Annotated in this window: 15 protein-coding genes; 13 read left to right on the forward strand and 2 right to left on the reverse strand. The window is 65.4% G+C overall.

Going from position 1 to position 17,168, the window contains the following annotated elements:
- The first annotated feature begins 12 nt into the window (after window positions 1-12).
- The 8 genes from Herbaro_RS19270 (at window position 13) to Herbaro_RS19305 (ending at window position 6,347) form a co-directional block, all read left to right on the forward strand.
- Entirely contained in the window at window positions 13-489 is a 477-nt protein-coding gene (locus Herbaro_RS19270; RefSeq protein WP_275011217.1) for a MaoC/PaaZ C-terminal domain-containing protein, read from the forward strand.
- Window positions 486-1,226 carry an enoyl-CoA hydratase/isomerase family protein gene (locus Herbaro_RS19275; RefSeq protein ID WP_275011218.1) on the forward strand — a complete coding sequence of 247 codons (741 nt, stop codon included), beginning with the start codon at window positions 486-488 and terminating at the stop codon, window positions 1,224-1,226. The genes Herbaro_RS19270 and Herbaro_RS19275 overlap by 4 nt, the downstream gene beginning before the upstream one ends.
- The gene (locus Herbaro_RS19280; RefSeq protein WP_446719283.1) at window positions 1,223-2,218 is read left to right on the forward strand and encodes an NAD(P)H-dependent flavin oxidoreductase; all 996 of its coding nucleotides are present in this window, start codon (window positions 1,223-1,225) and stop codon (window positions 2,216-2,218) included. The genes Herbaro_RS19275 and Herbaro_RS19280 overlap by 4 nt, the downstream gene beginning before the upstream one ends.
- Before the next feature lie 344 nt (window positions 2,219-2,562).
- Complete coding sequence (locus Herbaro_RS19285) at window positions 2,563-3,327, forward strand: GntR family transcriptional regulator (protein ID WP_275011219.1); 765 nt, start codon at window positions 2,563-2,565, stop codon at window positions 3,325-3,327.
- Between the two features lie 39 nt (window positions 3,328-3,366).
- Entirely contained in the window at window positions 3,367-4,149 is a 783-nt protein-coding gene (locus tag Herbaro_RS19290; RefSeq protein ID WP_275011220.1) for a transporter substrate-binding domain-containing protein, read from the forward strand.
- A 158-nt stretch (window positions 4,150-4,307) separates the two neighbouring features.
- On the forward strand, window positions 4,308-4,979 hold the full coding sequence (locus tag Herbaro_RS19295) for an amino acid ABC transporter permease (protein WP_275011221.1): 672 nt from the start codon (window positions 4,308-4,310) through the stop codon (window positions 4,977-4,979).
- The gene (locus tag Herbaro_RS19300) at window positions 4,976-5,632 is read left to right on the forward strand and encodes an amino acid ABC transporter permease (protein WP_275011222.1); all 657 of its coding nucleotides are present in this window, start codon (window positions 4,976-4,978) and stop codon (window positions 5,630-5,632) included. The genes Herbaro_RS19295 and Herbaro_RS19300 overlap by 4 nt, the downstream gene beginning before the upstream one ends.
- The gene (locus tag Herbaro_RS19305; protein WP_275011223.1) at window positions 5,613-6,347 is read left to right on the forward strand and encodes an amino acid ABC transporter ATP-binding protein; all 735 of its coding nucleotides are present in this window, start codon (window positions 5,613-5,615) and stop codon (window positions 6,345-6,347) included. Before Herbaro_RS19300 ends, Herbaro_RS19305 begins: the two co-directional genes overlap by 20 nt.
- Before the next feature lie 103 nt (window positions 6,348-6,450).
- On the opposite strand, the gene Herbaro_RS19310 is transcribed toward Herbaro_RS19305, so the two are convergent.
- Window positions 6,451-6,996 (reverse strand): hypothetical protein, encoded by a 546-nt coding sequence (locus Herbaro_RS19310; RefSeq protein ID WP_275011224.1) that lies wholly within the window; start codon window positions 6,994-6,996, stop codon window positions 6,451-6,453.
- Between the two features lie 334 nt (window positions 6,997-7,330).
- On the opposite strand from Herbaro_RS19310, the gene Herbaro_RS19315 reads away from it, so the two are divergent.
- From Herbaro_RS19315 to puuE, 4 genes are all read left to right on the forward strand, one after another.
- Window positions 7,331-8,389: an adenosine deaminase gene (locus Herbaro_RS19315; protein ID WP_275011225.1), complete on the forward strand. Its 1,059-nt coding sequence runs from the start codon at window positions 7,331-7,333 to the stop codon at window positions 8,387-8,389.
- Window positions 8,390-8,791: 402 nt separating this feature from the next.
- The gene (locus Herbaro_RS19320; RefSeq protein ID WP_275011226.1) at window positions 8,792-9,541 is read left to right on the forward strand and encodes a GntR family transcriptional regulator; all 750 of its coding nucleotides are present in this window, start codon (window positions 8,792-8,794) and stop codon (window positions 9,539-9,541) included.
- A gap of 172 nt (window positions 9,542-9,713) precedes the next feature.
- The gene (locus tag Herbaro_RS19325) at window positions 9,714-11,159 is read left to right on the forward strand and encodes an NCS1 family nucleobase:cation symporter-1 (protein ID WP_275011227.1); all 1,446 of its coding nucleotides are present in this window, start codon (window positions 9,714-9,716) and stop codon (window positions 11,157-11,159) included.
- A 45-nt stretch (window positions 11,160-11,204) separates the two neighbouring features.
- On the forward strand, window positions 11,205-12,137 hold the full coding sequence (gene puuE / locus Herbaro_RS19330) for an allantoinase PuuE (RefSeq protein ID WP_275011228.1): 933 nt from the start codon (window positions 11,205-11,207) through the stop codon (window positions 12,135-12,137).
- A 1,825-nt stretch (window positions 12,138-13,962) separates the two neighbouring features.
- On the opposite strand, the gene Herbaro_RS19335 is transcribed toward puuE, so the two are convergent.
- Window positions 13,963-15,228 carry a urate hydroxylase PuuD gene (locus Herbaro_RS19335; RefSeq protein WP_275011229.1) on the reverse strand — a complete coding sequence of 422 codons (1,266 nt, stop codon included), beginning with the start codon at window positions 15,226-15,228 and terminating at the stop codon, window positions 13,963-13,965.
- Between the two features lie 666 nt (window positions 15,229-15,894).
- Between Herbaro_RS19335 and Herbaro_RS19340 the strand changes: the two genes are divergently transcribed.
- Window positions 15,895-16,977 carry a porin gene (locus tag Herbaro_RS19340; RefSeq protein ID WP_275011230.1) on the forward strand — a complete coding sequence of 361 codons (1,083 nt, stop codon included), beginning with the start codon at window positions 15,895-15,897 and terminating at the stop codon, window positions 16,975-16,977.
- Window positions 16,978-17,168 lie beyond the last annotated feature (191 nt).

The following is a 17,168-nucleotide window of genomic DNA, read 5'->3' on the forward strand; positions in this document are numbered from 1 at the left end:
GAGCACACAAGCATGAGTTCGCACTACCTGGAAGACTTCAAACCCGGCCAGCTGTTCACCAGCGGCGGGCGCACCATCACCGAGGCCGACCTCACCATGTTCTCGATGATATCGGGCGACTGGAACCCGATCCACGCCGACGCCGAGTTCGCGCGCGGCACGCGCTACGGCCAGCGGCTGGTGCACGGCACGCTGGGCATCGCCATCTGCACCGGCATGCTGCACCAGCTCGGCATCTTCGAGAAATCGGTGATCGCCATGCTGGGCCTGCGCGAGTGGAACTTCAAGCTGCCCATCGTGGTGGGCGACACGGTGCATCTCGAACTGGAGATCCTGTCGGTGGAGCCCGGCAAGAGTGGGCGCAGCGGCAAGCTGGGGCGGCGCTTCCGCCTGATCAACCAGCGCGGCGAGGTGGCGCAGGAAGGCGACAGCGACGTGCTGGTGCTCACGCGCGAAGGGGCGCGCCAGCAAGAGGCAGGCCAATCATGAGCGCGCTGGTGGTGCGCGAAGACCGCAACGGGTTGTGCACGCTGACGCTGAACCGGCCGGAGAAGATGAACGCGCTGACGGTGCAGATGTTCCTGGAGCTGCATGAGCACGTGACGGCGCTGGAGCAGCAGGGCGAGACCGTGGGCGCGGTGCTGCTGCGCGGCGCCGGCCGCTGCTTCTCGGCCGGCAACGACCTGCGCGACCTGGCCGCCGGCCAGCCCCTGCCCGTGCCTCACCTGCAGGCGCGCACCATCGACCGCCTGGCGCGGCTGCCGCAACCGGTGATCGTCGCGGTGCACGGCCATTGCTACACCGGCGCGCTGGAGCTGGCGCTGGCGGGCGACCTCATCGTCGCCTCGCACTCCGCCAGGTTCGCCGACACCCATGCCAAATGGGCGCTCACGCCGCTATGGGGCATGAGCCAGCGCCTGCCGCGCCGCGTCGGAGCGGCGCGCGCGAAGGAGATCATGCTGCTGGGCCGCACCTATACCGGCGTCCAGGCCGCCGAACTGGGCCTGGCCAATTTCTGTTACAGCGACGAGGCCTTCGAGGCGCAGGTCGAGGCGCTGGCGCGCGAGCTGCTGGCCGGCTCCTGGTTCTCGCACCGCGCCAACAAGCGCCTGCTGCTGGAGACCGACGGCCTGCCGCTGGAGGCGGGCCTGGCGCACGAAGTGTTCCGCAACGCCGGCAAGGGGCCGGACATGCAGGAGCGCATCGCCGCCTTCGGCAAGAAATGAATTCCCCGGAAAACCGCGACGCCATGACCGACCTGCTGCTGCCCTCTCCCTCCGCCCTGCCCGGGCGCCTGCGCCTGCCGGTGATCGGCTCGCCGATGTTCCTGGTGTCCAATCCGGCGCTGGTGATCGCCCAGTGCTGCGCCGGCGTGGTCGGTTCGTTCCCGGCGCTCAATGCGCGCCCGCAGGAAGAACTGGAGGTGTGGCTGGACCAGATTGAAAGCGCGCTGCGCGAACATCAGCGCGTGAATCCCAAGGCAGTGGTGGCGCCGTATGCGGTCAACCTGATCGTGCACCAGTCCAACCACCGCCTGCAGGACGACCTCGCGCTCTGCGTGAAGCACCGGGTGCCCATCGTGATCACCTCGCTGCACGCGCCCGACCAGGTGGTGGAGAAGGTGCACGCCTACGGCGGCATCGTGCTGCACGACGTCACCACGCTGCGCCATGCGAAGAAGGCCATCGGCGCCGGCGTGGACGGCCTGATCCTGGTGTGCGCCGGGGCCGGCGGCCACGCGGGCGCGCTGTCGCCGTTCGCGCTGGCATCCGAAGTGCGCGCCATCTTCGACGGCCTGCTGGTGCTGGGCGGCGCCATCAGCCACGGCCAGGGCATCCTCGCCGCGCAGGCGCTGGGCTGCGACCTGGCCTACCTGGGCACGCGCTTCATCGCCTCGGAAGAATCCTCGGCCGCGCCGCTGCACAAGCAGATGATCGTCGATGGCAGCGCCGACGACATCTTGTATACGCCGCACTTTTCCGGGGTGCCCGGCAACTACCTCAAACCCAGCATCCGCAACGCCGGCCTCGACCCGGACAACCTGCAGAAGGAAGACAAGTCGTCGGTGGACTTCGGCAAGCCCAAGCGCTGGAAGGACATCTGGGGCAGCGGCCAGGGCATCGGCGCCATCTCCGCCGTGCTGCCGGCGGCCGCCATCGTCGACCAGCTGCATGCCGAATACCGGCTGGCCTCGCAGCGGCTGGGAATCCCCGGCTGAGCCGGCCGCAGCCGGCGCGGCTAGCACTTTTCACGCCGCAGGAAATGCCGGATCGGCACAAGTCGCGCGGTCCCCACAATACCTTGCGGCGATAGAAGCACTGCACAAAGACGGTGCGCACCATCGCTTTCAGGCGCGCACCAGAACGTGCCTGATCGGCGCGCCTTCTCTCCCTCGAATTTGTTGCATTGCAACTTTCCAGGCGACAATCTTTGTGCGTCCGCACATGATGCAATGCCCTGAAAACCCTTGCCACACAAGGCTTTCGCCGCCAATAATCGTCCCGCAGTTTTGTATGCCAATCTTGTATATCAGTGTGGCACGCAACTTGCTGATGAGTGGTCATGGGCACAAATCCTTCCGTCAAATCTTCTTCGCAGATCGCGGTGCGCATCACCGAGGCGATCCTGGCCAGGCAACTGGCGCCGGGAACCCGGCTCGGCGAGCAGCAGTTGGCCGACCTGTTCGGCGTCTCGCGCACCCTGGTGCGCGAGGCGCTGACGCGGCTGATGGCGCGCGGCATCGTGACGGTCAGCGCCCGGCGCGGCTGGTTCGTGATCGAACCGACGCCCGAGGAAGCGCGCGAAGCCTTCGAGGCGCGCCGCGTGATCGAGCTTGGCCTGTTGCGCCAGGCCCGCATGCGGCCCATCGCCGACGAGGCGGTGCGCCAGCTGCGCGAGCACATCGTGCGCGAGGAAGCGGCCATCGCCGGCGCCGACGTGGGCGCGCGCAGCTACCTGCTGGGCGATTTCCACGTCTGCCTGTGCGAATGCCTGGGCAACTCGCTGCTCTCGGAGACGCTGCGCGACCTCACGGCGCGCACGACGCTGACGGCGATGCTGCACCAGTCGTCGGAGCAGGCGGAGGATTCGTGTTCGGAACATGTGCAGATCGTCGAGGCGCTGGAACGCGGCGATCTGGAACAAGCGGAACAACTGATGCAGGCCCACCTGCTGCATGTTGAATCCGGCCTGAACCAGGTGCGCAGCAGCGATCCGCTGGAACCGCTGCGGCAAGCGCTGGCGCCGGTGTCGCGCACGGCGGCCGTGAAGACCGCGGCCGTCACCGATCTCATGTCTCACCGCAGTAACCAAACCAAAAGGCCTTAGTCAAAAGCCGCTCATCAACGTCGTCACAAGGGAAATGCTATGAAACTGACCAAACTCCTGCTCGGCCTGATGGCCGGCGCCATGCTGTTCACCGCCACCGCCGCGCGCGCCGAGGCGCTGGACGATATCCAGAAGAACGGCACGCTGCGCGTGGCCGTGCCGGCCGACTTCCCGCCGTTCGGATCGGTCGACGCCGACCTCAAGCCGCTGGGCTTCGACATCGACGTGGCCACCCTGATCGCCAAGAAGATGGGCGTGAAGGTGGAACTGATCCCGGTCTCCAGCGCCAACCGCATTCCCTACCTGACCACCAAGAAGGTGGACCTGGTGATCTCCAGCATGGGCAAGAACGCCGAGCGCGAAAAGGTGATCGACTTCTCGACCGCCTACGCGCCCTTCTTCAACGGCGTGTTCGGCCCGGCCGACCTGTCGGTGAAGAGCGCCGCCGACCTGGCCGGCAAGACCATCGCCGTGACCCGCGGCTCGGTGGAAGACCTGGAGCTGACCAAGATCATCCCGGCCAACGCCACCGTGAAACGCTATGAAGACAACAACAGCACCATCAGCTCCTTCCTCTCCGGCCAGGTGCAACTGGTGGCGACCGGCAACGTGGTGGCCGCGGCCATCATCGCCAAGAACCCGCCCAAGAAGCCCGAGACCAAGTTCCTGATCAAGGACTCGCCGTGCTTCATCGGCCTGAACAAGGGTGAGAAGAAGCTGCAGGACAAGGTCGACGCCATCCTGGCCGACGCCAAGAAGGACGGCAGCCTGAACGCCATCTCGCAGAAGTGGCTGGGCCTGCCGCTGCCGGCTGGCCTGTAATTTGCAAGAGAAGAAATAACGCATCGCCGGCGCGATTCCGCCTGGCGCCGGCGATGCGGGCAAGTGCAACATGGCAACAAGGGAAGGCAGGCGGACAATCGGAACGCCCGGTTTGACCGGACGCGCCGCGCGACACTGAGGCGAACACACACGACATCATGGCTTATCAATTCGATTTCCTATCAACCTTCGAATACGGCGACATCATCGTCAAGGGGATCCAGACGACGATAGAGCTGATCGCCATCGGCGGCGTGCTCGGCATTGCGGTGGGCATCTTCGGCGCCTGGGCGCGCACGCAGGGACCGGCGTGGCTCAAGCCCATCGTCAGCGGCTATATCGAGATCATCCGAAATACGCCCTTCCTGGTGCAGCTGTTCTTCATCTTCTTCGGCTTGCCGTCCCTGAACATCCACATCAGCGAGATCCAGGCCGCGATCCTGGCCATGGTGATCAACCTGGGCGCCTACAGCACGGAGATCATCCGCGCCGGCGTGCAGGCTGTGCCGCGCGGGCAGATCGAGGCCGCGGCCTCGCTGTCGATGTCGCGCATGCAGATCTTCCGCCACATCATCCTGCGCCCGGCGCTGCAGAAGATCTGGCCGGCGCTGTCGTCGCAGGTGGTGATCGTCATGCTGGGTTCGGCGGTGTGCTCGCAGATCGCGGTGGAAGAACTCTCGTTCGCCGCCAACTTCATCCAGGGCCGCAACTTCCGCGCCTTCGAGGCCTACATCGTGGCCACGCTGATCTACCTGGTGCTGTCGATCCTGCTGCGCCAGGTGCTGCGCCTGATCGGCCAATACTTCATCACCGCCCGGAGGAACGCATGATCTCTTTCACCACCTGGGACATCGTCCGCAACCTGATGCTGGCGTGGCGCTGGACCATCCTGCTCACGCTGGTCACCTTCGTGCTCGGCGGCACGCTGGGCCTGATCATCCTGTTCATGCGCACCTCCCGCCAGGCCTGGCTGCGGCAAGTGGCGCGCCTGTACATCGAACTGTTCCAGGGCACGCCGCTGCTGATGCAACTGTTCCTGGTCTTCTTCGGCATCGCGCTGTTCGGCATCGAGGTGCCGGCCTGGCTGGCCGCCGGCCTGGCGCTGATGTGCTGGAGCGCCTCCTACCTGGCCGAGATCTGGCGCGGCTGCGTGGAAGCGGTGCCCAAGGGCCAGTGGGAAGCCTCCTCCGTGCTGGCCATGGGTTACTTCCAGCAGATGCGCCACATCGTGCTGCCCCAGGCCTTCCGCATCGCCATCGCCCCTACCGTGGGCTTCGGCGTGCAGATCATCAAGTCCACCGCGGTGACGTCGATCATCGGCTTCGTCGAGCTTTCCAAGGCCGGCACCGTGATCACCAACGCCACCTTCCGTCCCTTCACGGTGTTCGCCATCGTGGGCGTCTTTTACTTCGTGCTTTGCTGGCCGCTGTCCAAGTACAGCCAGTCTCTAGAAAGGAAATACAATGCCGCTCATCGCCATTGATAACGTCAAGAAACGCTTCGGCGACAACGAAGTCCTCAAGGGCATCAGCCTGGACATCGAGCCCGGCGAGGTGATCGCCATCATCGGCAAGAGCGGCTCGGGCAAGTCCACCCTCCTACGCTGCATCAATGGCCTGGAGACCATCGACGAGGGCAACATCAGCGTGGCCGGCGCCAAGCTGGGCGTGACCGAACTGGAGCTGCGCAACCTGCGGCTGAAGGTGGGCATGATCTTCCAGCAGTTCAACCTGTTCCCGCACCTCTCGGTGGGCCGCAACGTGATGATCGCGCCGATGATCGTCAAGGGCACCTCGGAAGCCGAGGCCATGGGCATCGCCAAGGCCAACCTGGAAAAGGTCGGCCTGGGCCACAAGTTCGACGCCTTCCCCGACCAGCTCTCCGGCGGCCAGCAGCAGCGCGTGGCGATCGCCCGCGCGCTGTCGATGCAGCCGCAGGCGCTGCTGTGCGACGAGATCACCTCGGCGCTGGATCCCGAACTGGTCAACGAAGTGCTGGCCGTGGTGCGCGGCCTGGCCAAGGAAGGCATGACGCTGGTGATGGTGACGCACGAGATGCGCTTCGCGCGTGAAGTGTGCAACCGCCTGGTGTTCATGCACCAGGGCAAGGTGCACGAGATCGGGCCGCCGGAGGAAGTGTTCACCAATCCGAAGACGCCCGAGCTGCAGCAGTTCATCGGCATGACGCAGGGCGCGTAGGCGCCGGCCCGCGAGGGCCTGCCCGCGAGGGCCTGCCCGCGCATGAAAAAAGCCGGAAGCGCAGATCGCGCTTCCGGCTTTTCCTTTGCCGCGACGCCGCCCTTCAGCGATCCAGCTGGCACACCTTGCGGTCGTTCTCGTAGAACACCACCGGGCCGGTGGTGTAACGCTCCTTGGGGATGGCCAGCATCAGGTAATCCTTGATGGTGTACGAAGCGCCCGAGGACGGCGCGCGGTAGAGGTAGTTGATGCGCAGCGTCTCCTGGCGCCAGGTGACCGACAGGGGCGTGAACACGTGCGGCCGCTCGGCGGCGTCGGGCGCGCGCATGGTGCGCGCCACGAGCAGGTATTGCTTGGTGTCGAAATGCGCGGTGGCCGGGCCATAGGGGCGCTTGTCCCCCGCCACGGGCGCCGGCTGCATCCACTCGTCCCATTCCGCACGGCTGCGGATCAGGGTGCAGAACACGGGCTGCTTCTTGTCGTCCCAGTTCTTCAGGAAGCCCTGGTAGGAGCCGCTCATGATGGTCTTGAACGGAACCACCGTGGGATCCTCCTTCTCACCCCACGGCGCCCAGGAACAGCCGGCCGTACCGGCCGCCGCTACCGCGCACACCAACATCTGCAACGAACCCCTGATCGCCTTGCGCATGCATCTCCCCTGTGAAGCTTGGCATTAGAACCCATTTCAACGACAAACGCGAGTGCGAGCCATTCCCGTTCGTGACGACGTTCTATCACGTCCGCATGCCCGCCAGCGCGGTTTCATGCAATCTTCACGCAATCTTTACACCGCGCTCCCGCCCGGCGGGATGCGCCCGCGCGGTTGCTGCTCAGAGTACCGCGGCCGCATAAGGTTCAGCCGGCGCGGCCGCCGACTTGGGCGAGGGTTGGGATTTGCGTGATAATGCGGGATCCGGGAGGCGGCCATGCTTGCCATGCGGCCGGATTTCTCCCCGTTCTCGCCATTTTTGAAGGTGTCAGCCATGAACTCAGCAGTTTCTTCCCCTTCCGCGTCGGGCCGGGCCCTCGACGGTTTCATCGCCGGCATGCCCAAGACCGAGCTGCACCTGCACATCGAAGGCACGCTGGAGCCCGAGCTGATGTTCGCGCTGGCGCAGCGCAACCAGGTGCAGCTGCCCTACGCCTCGGTCGAGGAGCTGCGCGCGGCCTACAACTTCAGCGACCTGCAGTCCTTCCTCGACCTCTACTATGCCGGCGCCAACGTGCTGCGCACCGAGCAGGACTTCTACGACATGACCGCCGCCTATATCGCGCGCGCCCAGGCCGACAACGTGCGCCACGCGGAGATCTTCTTCGATCCGCAGACCCACACCGAACGCGGCATCCCGATGGCCACCGTGTTCGCCGGCATCGCCGGCGCGCTGCGCGACGCCCGCCGCCGCGACGGCTTCGGCAGCGCCATGATCCTCTCCTTCCTGCGCCACCTGTCGGAAGAAGATGCCTTCGCCACGCTGGAAGAGGCGCTGCCGCTGCGCGACCAGTACCAGGACCTGTGGGTCGGCATCGGCCTGGACTCCTCCGAGCGCGGCAATCCGCCGGAGAAGTTCGAACGCGTCTACGCGCGCTGCCGCGAACTGGGCTTCCGCCTGGTGGCCCACGCCGGCGAGGAAGGTCCCGCCGCCTACGTGATCGGCGCGCTCGATGTGCTGCATGTGGAGCGCATCGACCACGGCGTGCGCAGCGAGGAGGACCCGGCCCTGATGCAGCGCCTGGCGCGCCAGCGCACGCCGCTGACGGTCTGCCCGTTGTCCAACCTGAAGCTGTGCGTGGTGCAGGACATGGCCCAGCACAACATCGCCCGCCTGCTCGACGCCGGCCTGGCGGTCACCGTCAACTCGGACGACCCGGCCTACTTCGGCGGCTACATGACGGCCAACTATCACGCGATCGCGCGATCGCTCGACCTGAAACGCGAACAGGTGCTGCAACTGGCGCGCAACGGCATCGAGGCCTGCTTCCTCTCCGACGAGGACAAGGCCACGCTGCAGCAGGAGCTGGAGCAGTACGCCGCCGCGCACTGACCCGCCCCGCGCTGACCCTGCGAACGCCCGGCCTCGTGCCGGGCGTTCTGCTTTTCACCCGCCCGGCCGCGTTCAAGCACGCTTCTTGCATCAAGCAAGCCTGGAACAATGGCCGACAGGATTGGCGACAATGCGGGGCGCGGATATTGCAGTGCATTGCAGCCGGCGAAAGCCTTGGCGACATAGGGCGGAAGGCGATCGGCGGTGCGCCGCGCGCTTCGCAGCGCAGCATCGATAGTGGCCGGCAATGCGGCCCAAAGAGAGGCGCGCGGCACTCTTTTTGGTGCAGAATAGCCCCGTTTTGTTGCACATCCTGCCTTCCATTGTCGACAATCTTCCGCCAGGCCAGCCTCCGGGGTCGCCGGCGATGTGAACGGGATTTTCATCGAGAGCATGAGCGTCATGAACAAAACCAGCAAACCCGGCCGCGCGGCGGCCGCCTCCCCCGCACGCGCCGCGTCGCGCGAGCGGCCGCATGAAAGCGCGGTTGCCGTCGAGGAGCGCATGTACCAGGACATCTATGACGCCATCATGGAACACCGCCTGCCGCCGCGCACCAAGCTGACCGAACAGACGCTGTGCCAGATCTACGACACGGCGCGCCACACCGTGCGCAAGGTGCTCTCGCGCCTGGCCTCGGAGGGCATGGTCGACCTCGAAGCCAACCGCGGCGCCTTCATCGCCAGTCCCTCGCATGCCGAGGTGCGCGACATGTTCGAACTGCGCAATATCCTGGAACACGCGGTGCTGGAGAAGGTCGGCCGCGAAGCCGGCACGCGCCAGATCGCAGGCCTGCGGCGCATGGTGGAGGAAGAGCGCGAGTCCTACCTGATCGGCGACCGGCCCCGCTGGATCCGGCTGTCGGCGCAGTTCCACCTGGCGCTGGCCGAGCTGACCGGCAACGCGCTGCTGGTGGAGACGCTGCGCAAGCTGGTCTCGCGCACCACGTTGATGATCGCCAAGACCGAGGCACCGGGCCACAACGCCTGCTCCTTCGACGAGCACGAGACGGTGCTGGAAGCGCTGGAAAGCGGCGACGTCGAGGCCGCCCAGGAACATATGGCACACCACTTGCATTTGTGCGAAGACCGGGTGCGGCCGGATGCGGACGACCAGTTCGATCTGCGTGCCGTGCTCGGCAAGGGGCTGTAGGCGGCCCTGCGATAAAGGACATCAAGCCACCGCGCGCGGCCCGCTGCAAGCAGCGGACCGTGCGACCCAATACATGCCGCAGAGCATGCAGGAAGGATCCGCTGAACCGCTCCCGGCGCACCTGCGCCGGGCGGTTCGTTTCATCCATCATCCCTCTGGACGGAGACCGGCAATGACCATTCACTCATCCCCCGCAGACAGCGGCTACCTGTCCGGCGCCGACGACGCGCGCCTGACCAATGCAGACCTCGCGCCCTTGAAGCAGCAGACCTGGGGCGCCTACAACATCTTCGCCTTCTGGATGTCCGACGTGCACAGCGTGGGCGGCTACGTGTTCGCAGGCAGCCTGTTCGCGCTCGGCCTGACCAGCTGGCAGGTGCTGATCTCGCTGCTGGCCGGCATCACCATCGTCTACTTCCTGTGCAACCTGGTGGCGCGCCCGAGCCAGGCGCACGGCGTACCCTATCCGGTGATGAGCCGGCTCTCCTTCGGCGTGCTGGGCGCCAACCTGCCGGCCATGATCCGCGGCATCATCGCGGTGGCCTGGTACGGCGTGCAGACCTACCTGGCCTCGGCCGCCTTCGTGGTGGTGGTGCTGAAGTTCTTCCCTGCGCTGGCGCCCTGGGCCGACGTCCACGTGCATGGCTTCGCCGGCCTCTCCACGGTCGGCTGGGCCGCCTTCCTGGTGCTGTGGCTGCTGCAGGCGGTGGTGTTCTGGAACGGCATGGAGACCATCAAGAAATTCATCGACTTCGCCGGGCCGGCAGTCTACGTCGTCATGTTCGCGCTGGCGGGATGGATGGTGTGGAAGGCCGGCTGGCAGAACGTCGGCCTGAACCTGGGCGAGATCAAGTACAGCGGCTGGGCCGCGGTGTCGGTGATGATCACGGCGATCTCGCTGGTGGTCTCCTACTTCGCCGGGCCGATGCTCAACTTCGGCGACTTCTCGCGCTATTGCCACAGCTTCTCCGACGTCAAGCGCGGCAACTTCTGGGGCCTGCCGGTCAACTTCCTGGCCTTCTCCATCGTCACGGTGATCACCACCTCGGCCACCATCCCGCTGTTCGGCGAGCTGCTGACCGACCCGGTGGAAACCGTGGCGCGCATCGACAACACTACCGCCGTGGTGCTGGGCGCGCTGACCTTCCTGGTGGCCACGGTAGGCATCAACATCGTCGCCAACTTCGTCTCGGCCGCGTTCGACTTCTCCAACATCGCCCCCAGCCGCATCAGCTGGCGCGTCGGCGGCCTGATCGCCACCACCGCCTCGATCTTCATCACGCCCTGGAACCTGTTCAACAGCCCGGAAGTGATCCACTACACGCTGGACGTGCTGGGCGGCTGCATGGGCCCGCTTTACGGCATACTGGTGGCCGATTACTACCTGGTGAAGAAACGCCAGGTGGTCTTGGGCGACCTGTACTCGATGCGGCGCGACGGCGCCTACTGGTACCAGGGCGGCGTCAACCGCGCGGCGGTGGCGGCCATGGGCATCGGCGCGGTAATCAGCGTAGCCTGCGTGATGCTGCCGCAGCTGCGCGCGGCGGCCAACTTCTCATGGTTCATCGGCGCCGCGCTGGGCCTGCTGAGCTACCTGGCGCTGGCCCGCAGGCGCTGAAGCGGCAAGTTTTCCTTTCACTCATTTGCATCCGAACACCTGACCATGTCTTCGCAACAAGATTACCCCCGCGACCTCGCCGGCTACGGCCGCAACCCGCCGCACGCGCAATGGCCCGGCCAGGCGCGCGTGGCGCTGCAATTCGTCCTGAACTACGAGGAAGGCGGCGAGAACTGCGTGCTGCACGGCGACCCGGCCTCGGAGCAGTTCCTCTCCGAGATCGTCGGCGCGGCGGCCTATCCGGCGCGTCACATGTCGATGGAATCCATCTACGAATACGGCTCGCGCGCAGGCGTCTGGCGCATCCTGCGCGAGTTCGAGAAGCGCGGCCTGCCGCTCACCGTATTCGGCGTGGCCATGGCCATGCAGCGCTCGCCGGACGTAACCCGGGCCTTCCTCGAGCTGGGCCATGAGATCGCCTGCCACGGCCTGCGCTGGATCCACTACCAGGGCATGGACATCGAGACCGAGCGCGAGCACATGCGCCAGGCGGTGCAGATCTTCCGCGAGTTGACCGGCAGCGCCCCGCTGGGCTGGTACACCGGCCGCGACTCGCCCAACACGCGACGCCTGGTGGTGGAACACGGCGGCTTCGCCTACGACTCCGACTACTACGGCGACGACCTGCCGTTCTGGACCGAAGTGCAAGGCGGCGACGGCGCAAGCTCGCCGCACCTGGTGGTGCCCTATACCCTGGACACCAACGACATGCGCTTCGCCACGCCGCAGGGCTTCAACACCGCCGAGCACTTCTACCAGTACCTGAAGGACAGCTTCGACGTGCTGTACGAGGAAGGCGAGGAGTCACCCAAGATGCTGTCGATCGGCATGCACTGCCGCCTGCTCGGACGCCCCGGCCGCTTCCGCGCCCTGCAGCGCTTCCTCGACTACGTGCAGTCGCACGAACGGGTGTGGATCTGCCGGCGCATCGACATCGCGGAGCATTGGAAGAAGGTGCATCCGTATCGGGCGGGCTGAATGGCCCCGAGATAAAAAACGCCGGCCTGCGCCGGCGTTTTTTATCGGGTCGGGAGATGCGCGCCGAACGACACTGGGTCCCCGCTTTCGCGGGGACGACGGATTAATTGAGATAGCGAGCCAAGGAATCGATGCCGCAGGCGAGTCGGAGACAGCGCGATGCCGCAGGCGAGCCGGACACGCTTTCCCCTTGTGGGCCAGCCGTCTGATCGGCGCAAAAAGTGGATCAGGCCGTCAGTCGGAGCGCAGCGACTCTGACGCCCCCACTTTTTGCGCCGCTCCGACGGGTACCCCGAAGGGGCTGGCGCTTAGGGGCCGGTTTCTTTGCTTACTTTCTTTGGCGGGCCAAAGAAAGTAAGCGGCTGCCGGGCCGCCCCCGGCGCTCCGTCTCGACCGGAGAAAGACAAGACTAAAGCCGGTACATCTGCAGGCAGCAAGACCAGACTACTCAAACAACGACCGCATCCACGCCGACTTCGCTACGCCGCCAAAGCGGCTACTCAGTCCGAACGGAGTCTGCTGAGGCGCAGCGAACGACGCTGGATCCCCGCCTTCGCGGGGATGACGGAGGAGAGAACTTGTACAACCCGCGAATGGAATCCCCTCCTGCTTGTTGTTCCTGCGAAAGCAGGAACCCAGTGGCGTTCGTCATGCCTCGACCGCCATTGAACGGCACTGGATCCCCGCCTTCGCGGGGACGACGGATTAATTGAGATAGCGAGCCAAGGAATCGATGCCGCAGGCGAGTAAGAGACAGCGCGAGGCCGCAGGCGAGCCTGACACGCTTTCCCCTTGTGGGCCAGCCGTCGGAGCGGCGCAAAAAGTGGATCAGGGCGTCAGTCGGAGCGCAGCGACTCTGACGACCCCACTTTTTGCGCCGCTCCGACGGGCACCCCGAAGGGGCTGGCACTTAGGGGCCGGTTTCTTTGCTTACTTTCGTTGGCGGGCCAAAGAAAGTGAGCGGCTGCCGGGCCGCCCCCGGCGCGCCCTTCCGACCGGAGAAAGACAAGACTAAAGCCGGTACATCTGCACGCAGCAAGAGCAGACTACCCAAACAACAACGACGGCACCCACGCTGACTTCGATACGCCGCCAAAGCGGCTACTCAGCCCGAACGGAGTCCAAGGAGCGCAACGAAAGTCGCTGGATCCCCGCTTTCGCGGGGACGACGGATTAAATGAGATAGTGAGTCGCCCAAGGGAACCGCCAACGAGCAACAAGCAAGACCAAGCCGCAGGCGAGTAAGAGACAGCGCGAGGCCGCAGGCGAGCCGGACACGCTTTCCCCTTGTGGGCCAGCCGTCGGAGCGGCGCAAAAAGTGGATCAGGGCGTCAGTCGGAGCGCAGCGACTCTGACGACCCCACTTTTTGCGTCGCACCGGCGGGCACCCCGAAGGGGCTGGCACTTAGGGGCCGTTTTCTTTGCTTACTTTCTTTGGCGGACCAAAGAAAGTGAGCGGCTGCCGGGCCGCTCCCGGCGCTCCCTCTCGACCGGAGAAAGATAAGCCTAAAGCCGGTACATCTGCATGCAGCAAGACCTGACTACCCAAACAACAACGACGGCACCCACGCTGACTTCGATACGCCGCCAAAGCGGCTACTCAGCCCGAACGGAGTCCAAGGAGCGCAACGAACGGCGCTGGATCCCCGCCTTCGCGGGGACGACGTATTAATTGAGATAGCGAGCCAAGGAATCGATGCCGCAGGCGAGTACGCGTTCAAGATACTCAGGCGAATTGTCGCTCCCGCGAAAGCAGGAACCCAGCGGCTTTCATCGCGCATCGACGGCCTTGAACGGCCCGGCAACAGCGGCTCAATCCCGCCACTCAATTGGCATCCGCCCCCGCCTCAAACCACTTGCCGATGATCGCCCGCTCCTCATCGGTGATGTTGGTCATGTTCCCCAGAGGCATGGACTTCTGCACCACCGCCTGCTGGTAGATCTGCTGCGCATGCAGGGCAATATTGTCCTTGCTGTCCAGCAGCACGCCCTTGCCCGGCACCGGCATCAGCGTCGGCTTGGCCGAATGGCACTGGATGCAGCGCGCCTCGATCACCTGCTGCACCCGGACAAATCCGCCGGCCGCCGCAGCGGCGGGCGCGGGCCCGTCGACGGCGGCGGCCTCGGGTTGCGGCTGCGAGGGATGATGCAATGCCGCCGGCGCCGGCTTGGCCCGCATCATCGGGCTCAAGCCGATCGCCACCGCCAGCAGCAAGACGATCGCCACACCCGGATACCACCAGTTGGTCACGCCCTTGTGGCGCAGCACGAAGAACTGCCGCACCAGCGCGCCGGCGGCCATGATCATCAGCAGCACCACCCAGTTGTGCGGCGCGCTGTAGGTCATGCTGTAGTGATTGGACAGCATCGCGAACAGCACCGGCAGCGTGAAATAGGTGTTGTGCACGCTGCGCTGCTTGCCGCGCTTGCCGTGGATGGGATCGGGCGCCTGGCCGGCGCGCATCGACGCCACCATCTTGCGCTGGCCGGGAATGATCCACACCAGCACGTTGGCGCTCATGATGGTGGCCAGCGAGGCGCCGCTGATCAGGAAGGCCGCGCGTCCCGAGAACAGGTGGCAGGCCGCCCACACCGACACCACCACCTGCAGCCCGACCAGGATGTTGACCAGGCGGTCGGCATTGGGCCGGTCGCCCATGTGACTGCAGATGGCGTCGTAGATCAGCCAGTTGAAGACCAGGAAGGCGATCGCGGTGCCGCCGGCCATCGAGGCCGACATGTCGAACACGTTGCGGTCGACCAGGAACACGTTGGCGTTGAACAGGTACAGCAGCGAGAACAGCGCGAAGCCCGAGAGCCAGGTGCTGTACGACTCCCAGTAGAACCAGTGCAGGTGCTCGGGCAGCTGCTTGGGCGCCAGCAGGTATTTCTGCGGATTGTAGAAGCCGCCGCCGTGCACCGCCCACAGCTCCCCGCCCACGCCCTTCTCCCTGAGCTCGGGGTCGGTGGGCTGGACCAGGCTGTTGTCCAGCCAGACGAAATAGAAGGAAGAACCGATCCACGCGATCGCCGTGATGACGTGCACCCAGCGCAGCAGCAGATTGAGCCAGTCGAGAATATAGGCTTCCATGATCGAGTCGTTTCCTCTTTGTTGTTGGTTGACGCAGCCGGTCGCGCCTCGCCGACGGTTCTAGCATAAATGGTGCCGGGTGCGGATGCCATGCCTGCCGCGCCGCGCGGTTACGTCATCCGGATCGTTTTTACAAGCGATTGGCCACAATATCCCAAAGTCCTGTCAACAATATCTGCCAACGCTGATAACCGACAGTTCGCTACGCGCATATTCCAACACCCAGCATTGGCGCGGCTGTTCGGCGCACGACCGCGCCCGCGGCCGGATACGGCAGCCTTCGTTTTTAGTGCAGCGCGTCAAATTCGGTGCGACCTAAGCACCAAGTTGTTGCAAATGGATTAAATCATTGTCGACAAAATGATCTCCCGTTGGCGACCGTACCCGCCCGCGTTTGCCGATCGGCGGCACGCGCGCGCCTGCGGCGTGCCGCATGCCGCGCCCCGGCGGCCGCGCCGGCCGGGCATCTTTACATCCCGCGCGGGAATGCCGCCGCAAGTCGCGCCGGCATTGGCGATCGCATTGGCACGATACCTGCTAAACGTCGGTTCTGAATCGGTAGCGACGGACGCGACGGGAGAGCGGCAACACCGTCCGACGCTGCGGTGGAGATGTGAACAGGCCGGGCAATTCCGTCCGGCGTCTTTTTTGAAACAGGGGAGCGTAATGAAGAAAACTCGTTTGGCATTGGCATTGGCATCCTGCCTCGTGGCGGGCAGCGCGATGGCGCAATCGTCCGTCACCGTGAGCGGCCTGGTCGACGCCTTCGCCGGCAGCATGAAGAACAGCGGCGACACCGGCAGCAAGGCATCGGTCGGCTCCGGCGGCCTGACCACCTCTTGGATCGGCTTCAAGGGCACGGAAGACCTGGGCGGCGGCCTGAAGGCCGAATTCAACCTGACCTCTTTCTTCCAGACCGACACCGGCGCCACCGGCCGCTTCTCGGGCGACAACCTGTTCTCGCGCGACGCCAACATCGCCCTGGCCGGCAGCTACGGCCGCGTGATGCTGGGCCGCGGCCTGGCCCCGAGCTTCCTGCCGACCGTGCTGTTCAACCCGTTCGGCGACTCCTTCACGTTCTCGCCGCTGGTGCTGCATGTCTACACGCCTTCGGGCAACTTCGGCGCGCGCACCTGGACCCAGGCCAACGCGGCCGACAGCGGCTGGAGCAACGAAATCATCTACACCACGCCCAAGTTCGGCGGCCTGCAGGCCAACCTGCACTACCAGCTGGGTGAAGTCGCCGGCCAGACCGGCAAGAAGAACATCGGCGTGAACGCGCTGTACTTCAACGGCGGCCTGGCCCTGACCGGCCTGTACTTCGATGCCCAGGCCAGCAACCCCAATTCGGGCGCCGCCATCATCGACGCCACCGCGCCCTTCTCCTCGATCACCCGCCAGAAGACCTGGATGGCCGGCGCCACCTATGACTTCAAGGTGGTCAAGCTCTACGGCACCTTCCAGACCAGCAAGGACACCACCGCCGGCAATCCGCAAGCCAAGGACAAGGTGTACAGCGTGGGCCTGTCGGCGCCGGTGGGCAACGGCTCCATCCTGGCCGGGTTCGCCCGCACCAAGCGCACCGGCGACCTGCTGGCCGGCGGCGACGTCGCGCGCAACACCACCTCGGTCGGCTACGACTACTTCATGTCCAAGCGCACCGACCTGTACGCGATCGTCATGAACGACAAGATCTCCAACAAGAACACCGGAGTCTCGTTCGGCCTGGGCATGCGCCATCGCTTCTGATGCGCGCGCAGCATCGGGCGCCCCGGCGACGGATGCGCCCGATGGGAAGCCCGCGCGGCATTCATGGACGCGCGGCGCTTCCCGGCAATAGCAGCAAATGCAGTACGGTGAACCGGCGACTCCTTCTGGGCCGGCCAGCCGCGTCTTGAGCCTGTGCTTCGGTGGAAACCGCAACACCGGAATGCGCGCGA

Source organism: Herbaspirillum sp. WKF16 (genome assembly GCF_028993615.1).
GTDB lineage: Bacteria > Pseudomonadota > Gammaproteobacteria > Burkholderiales > Burkholderiaceae_D > Herbaspirillum.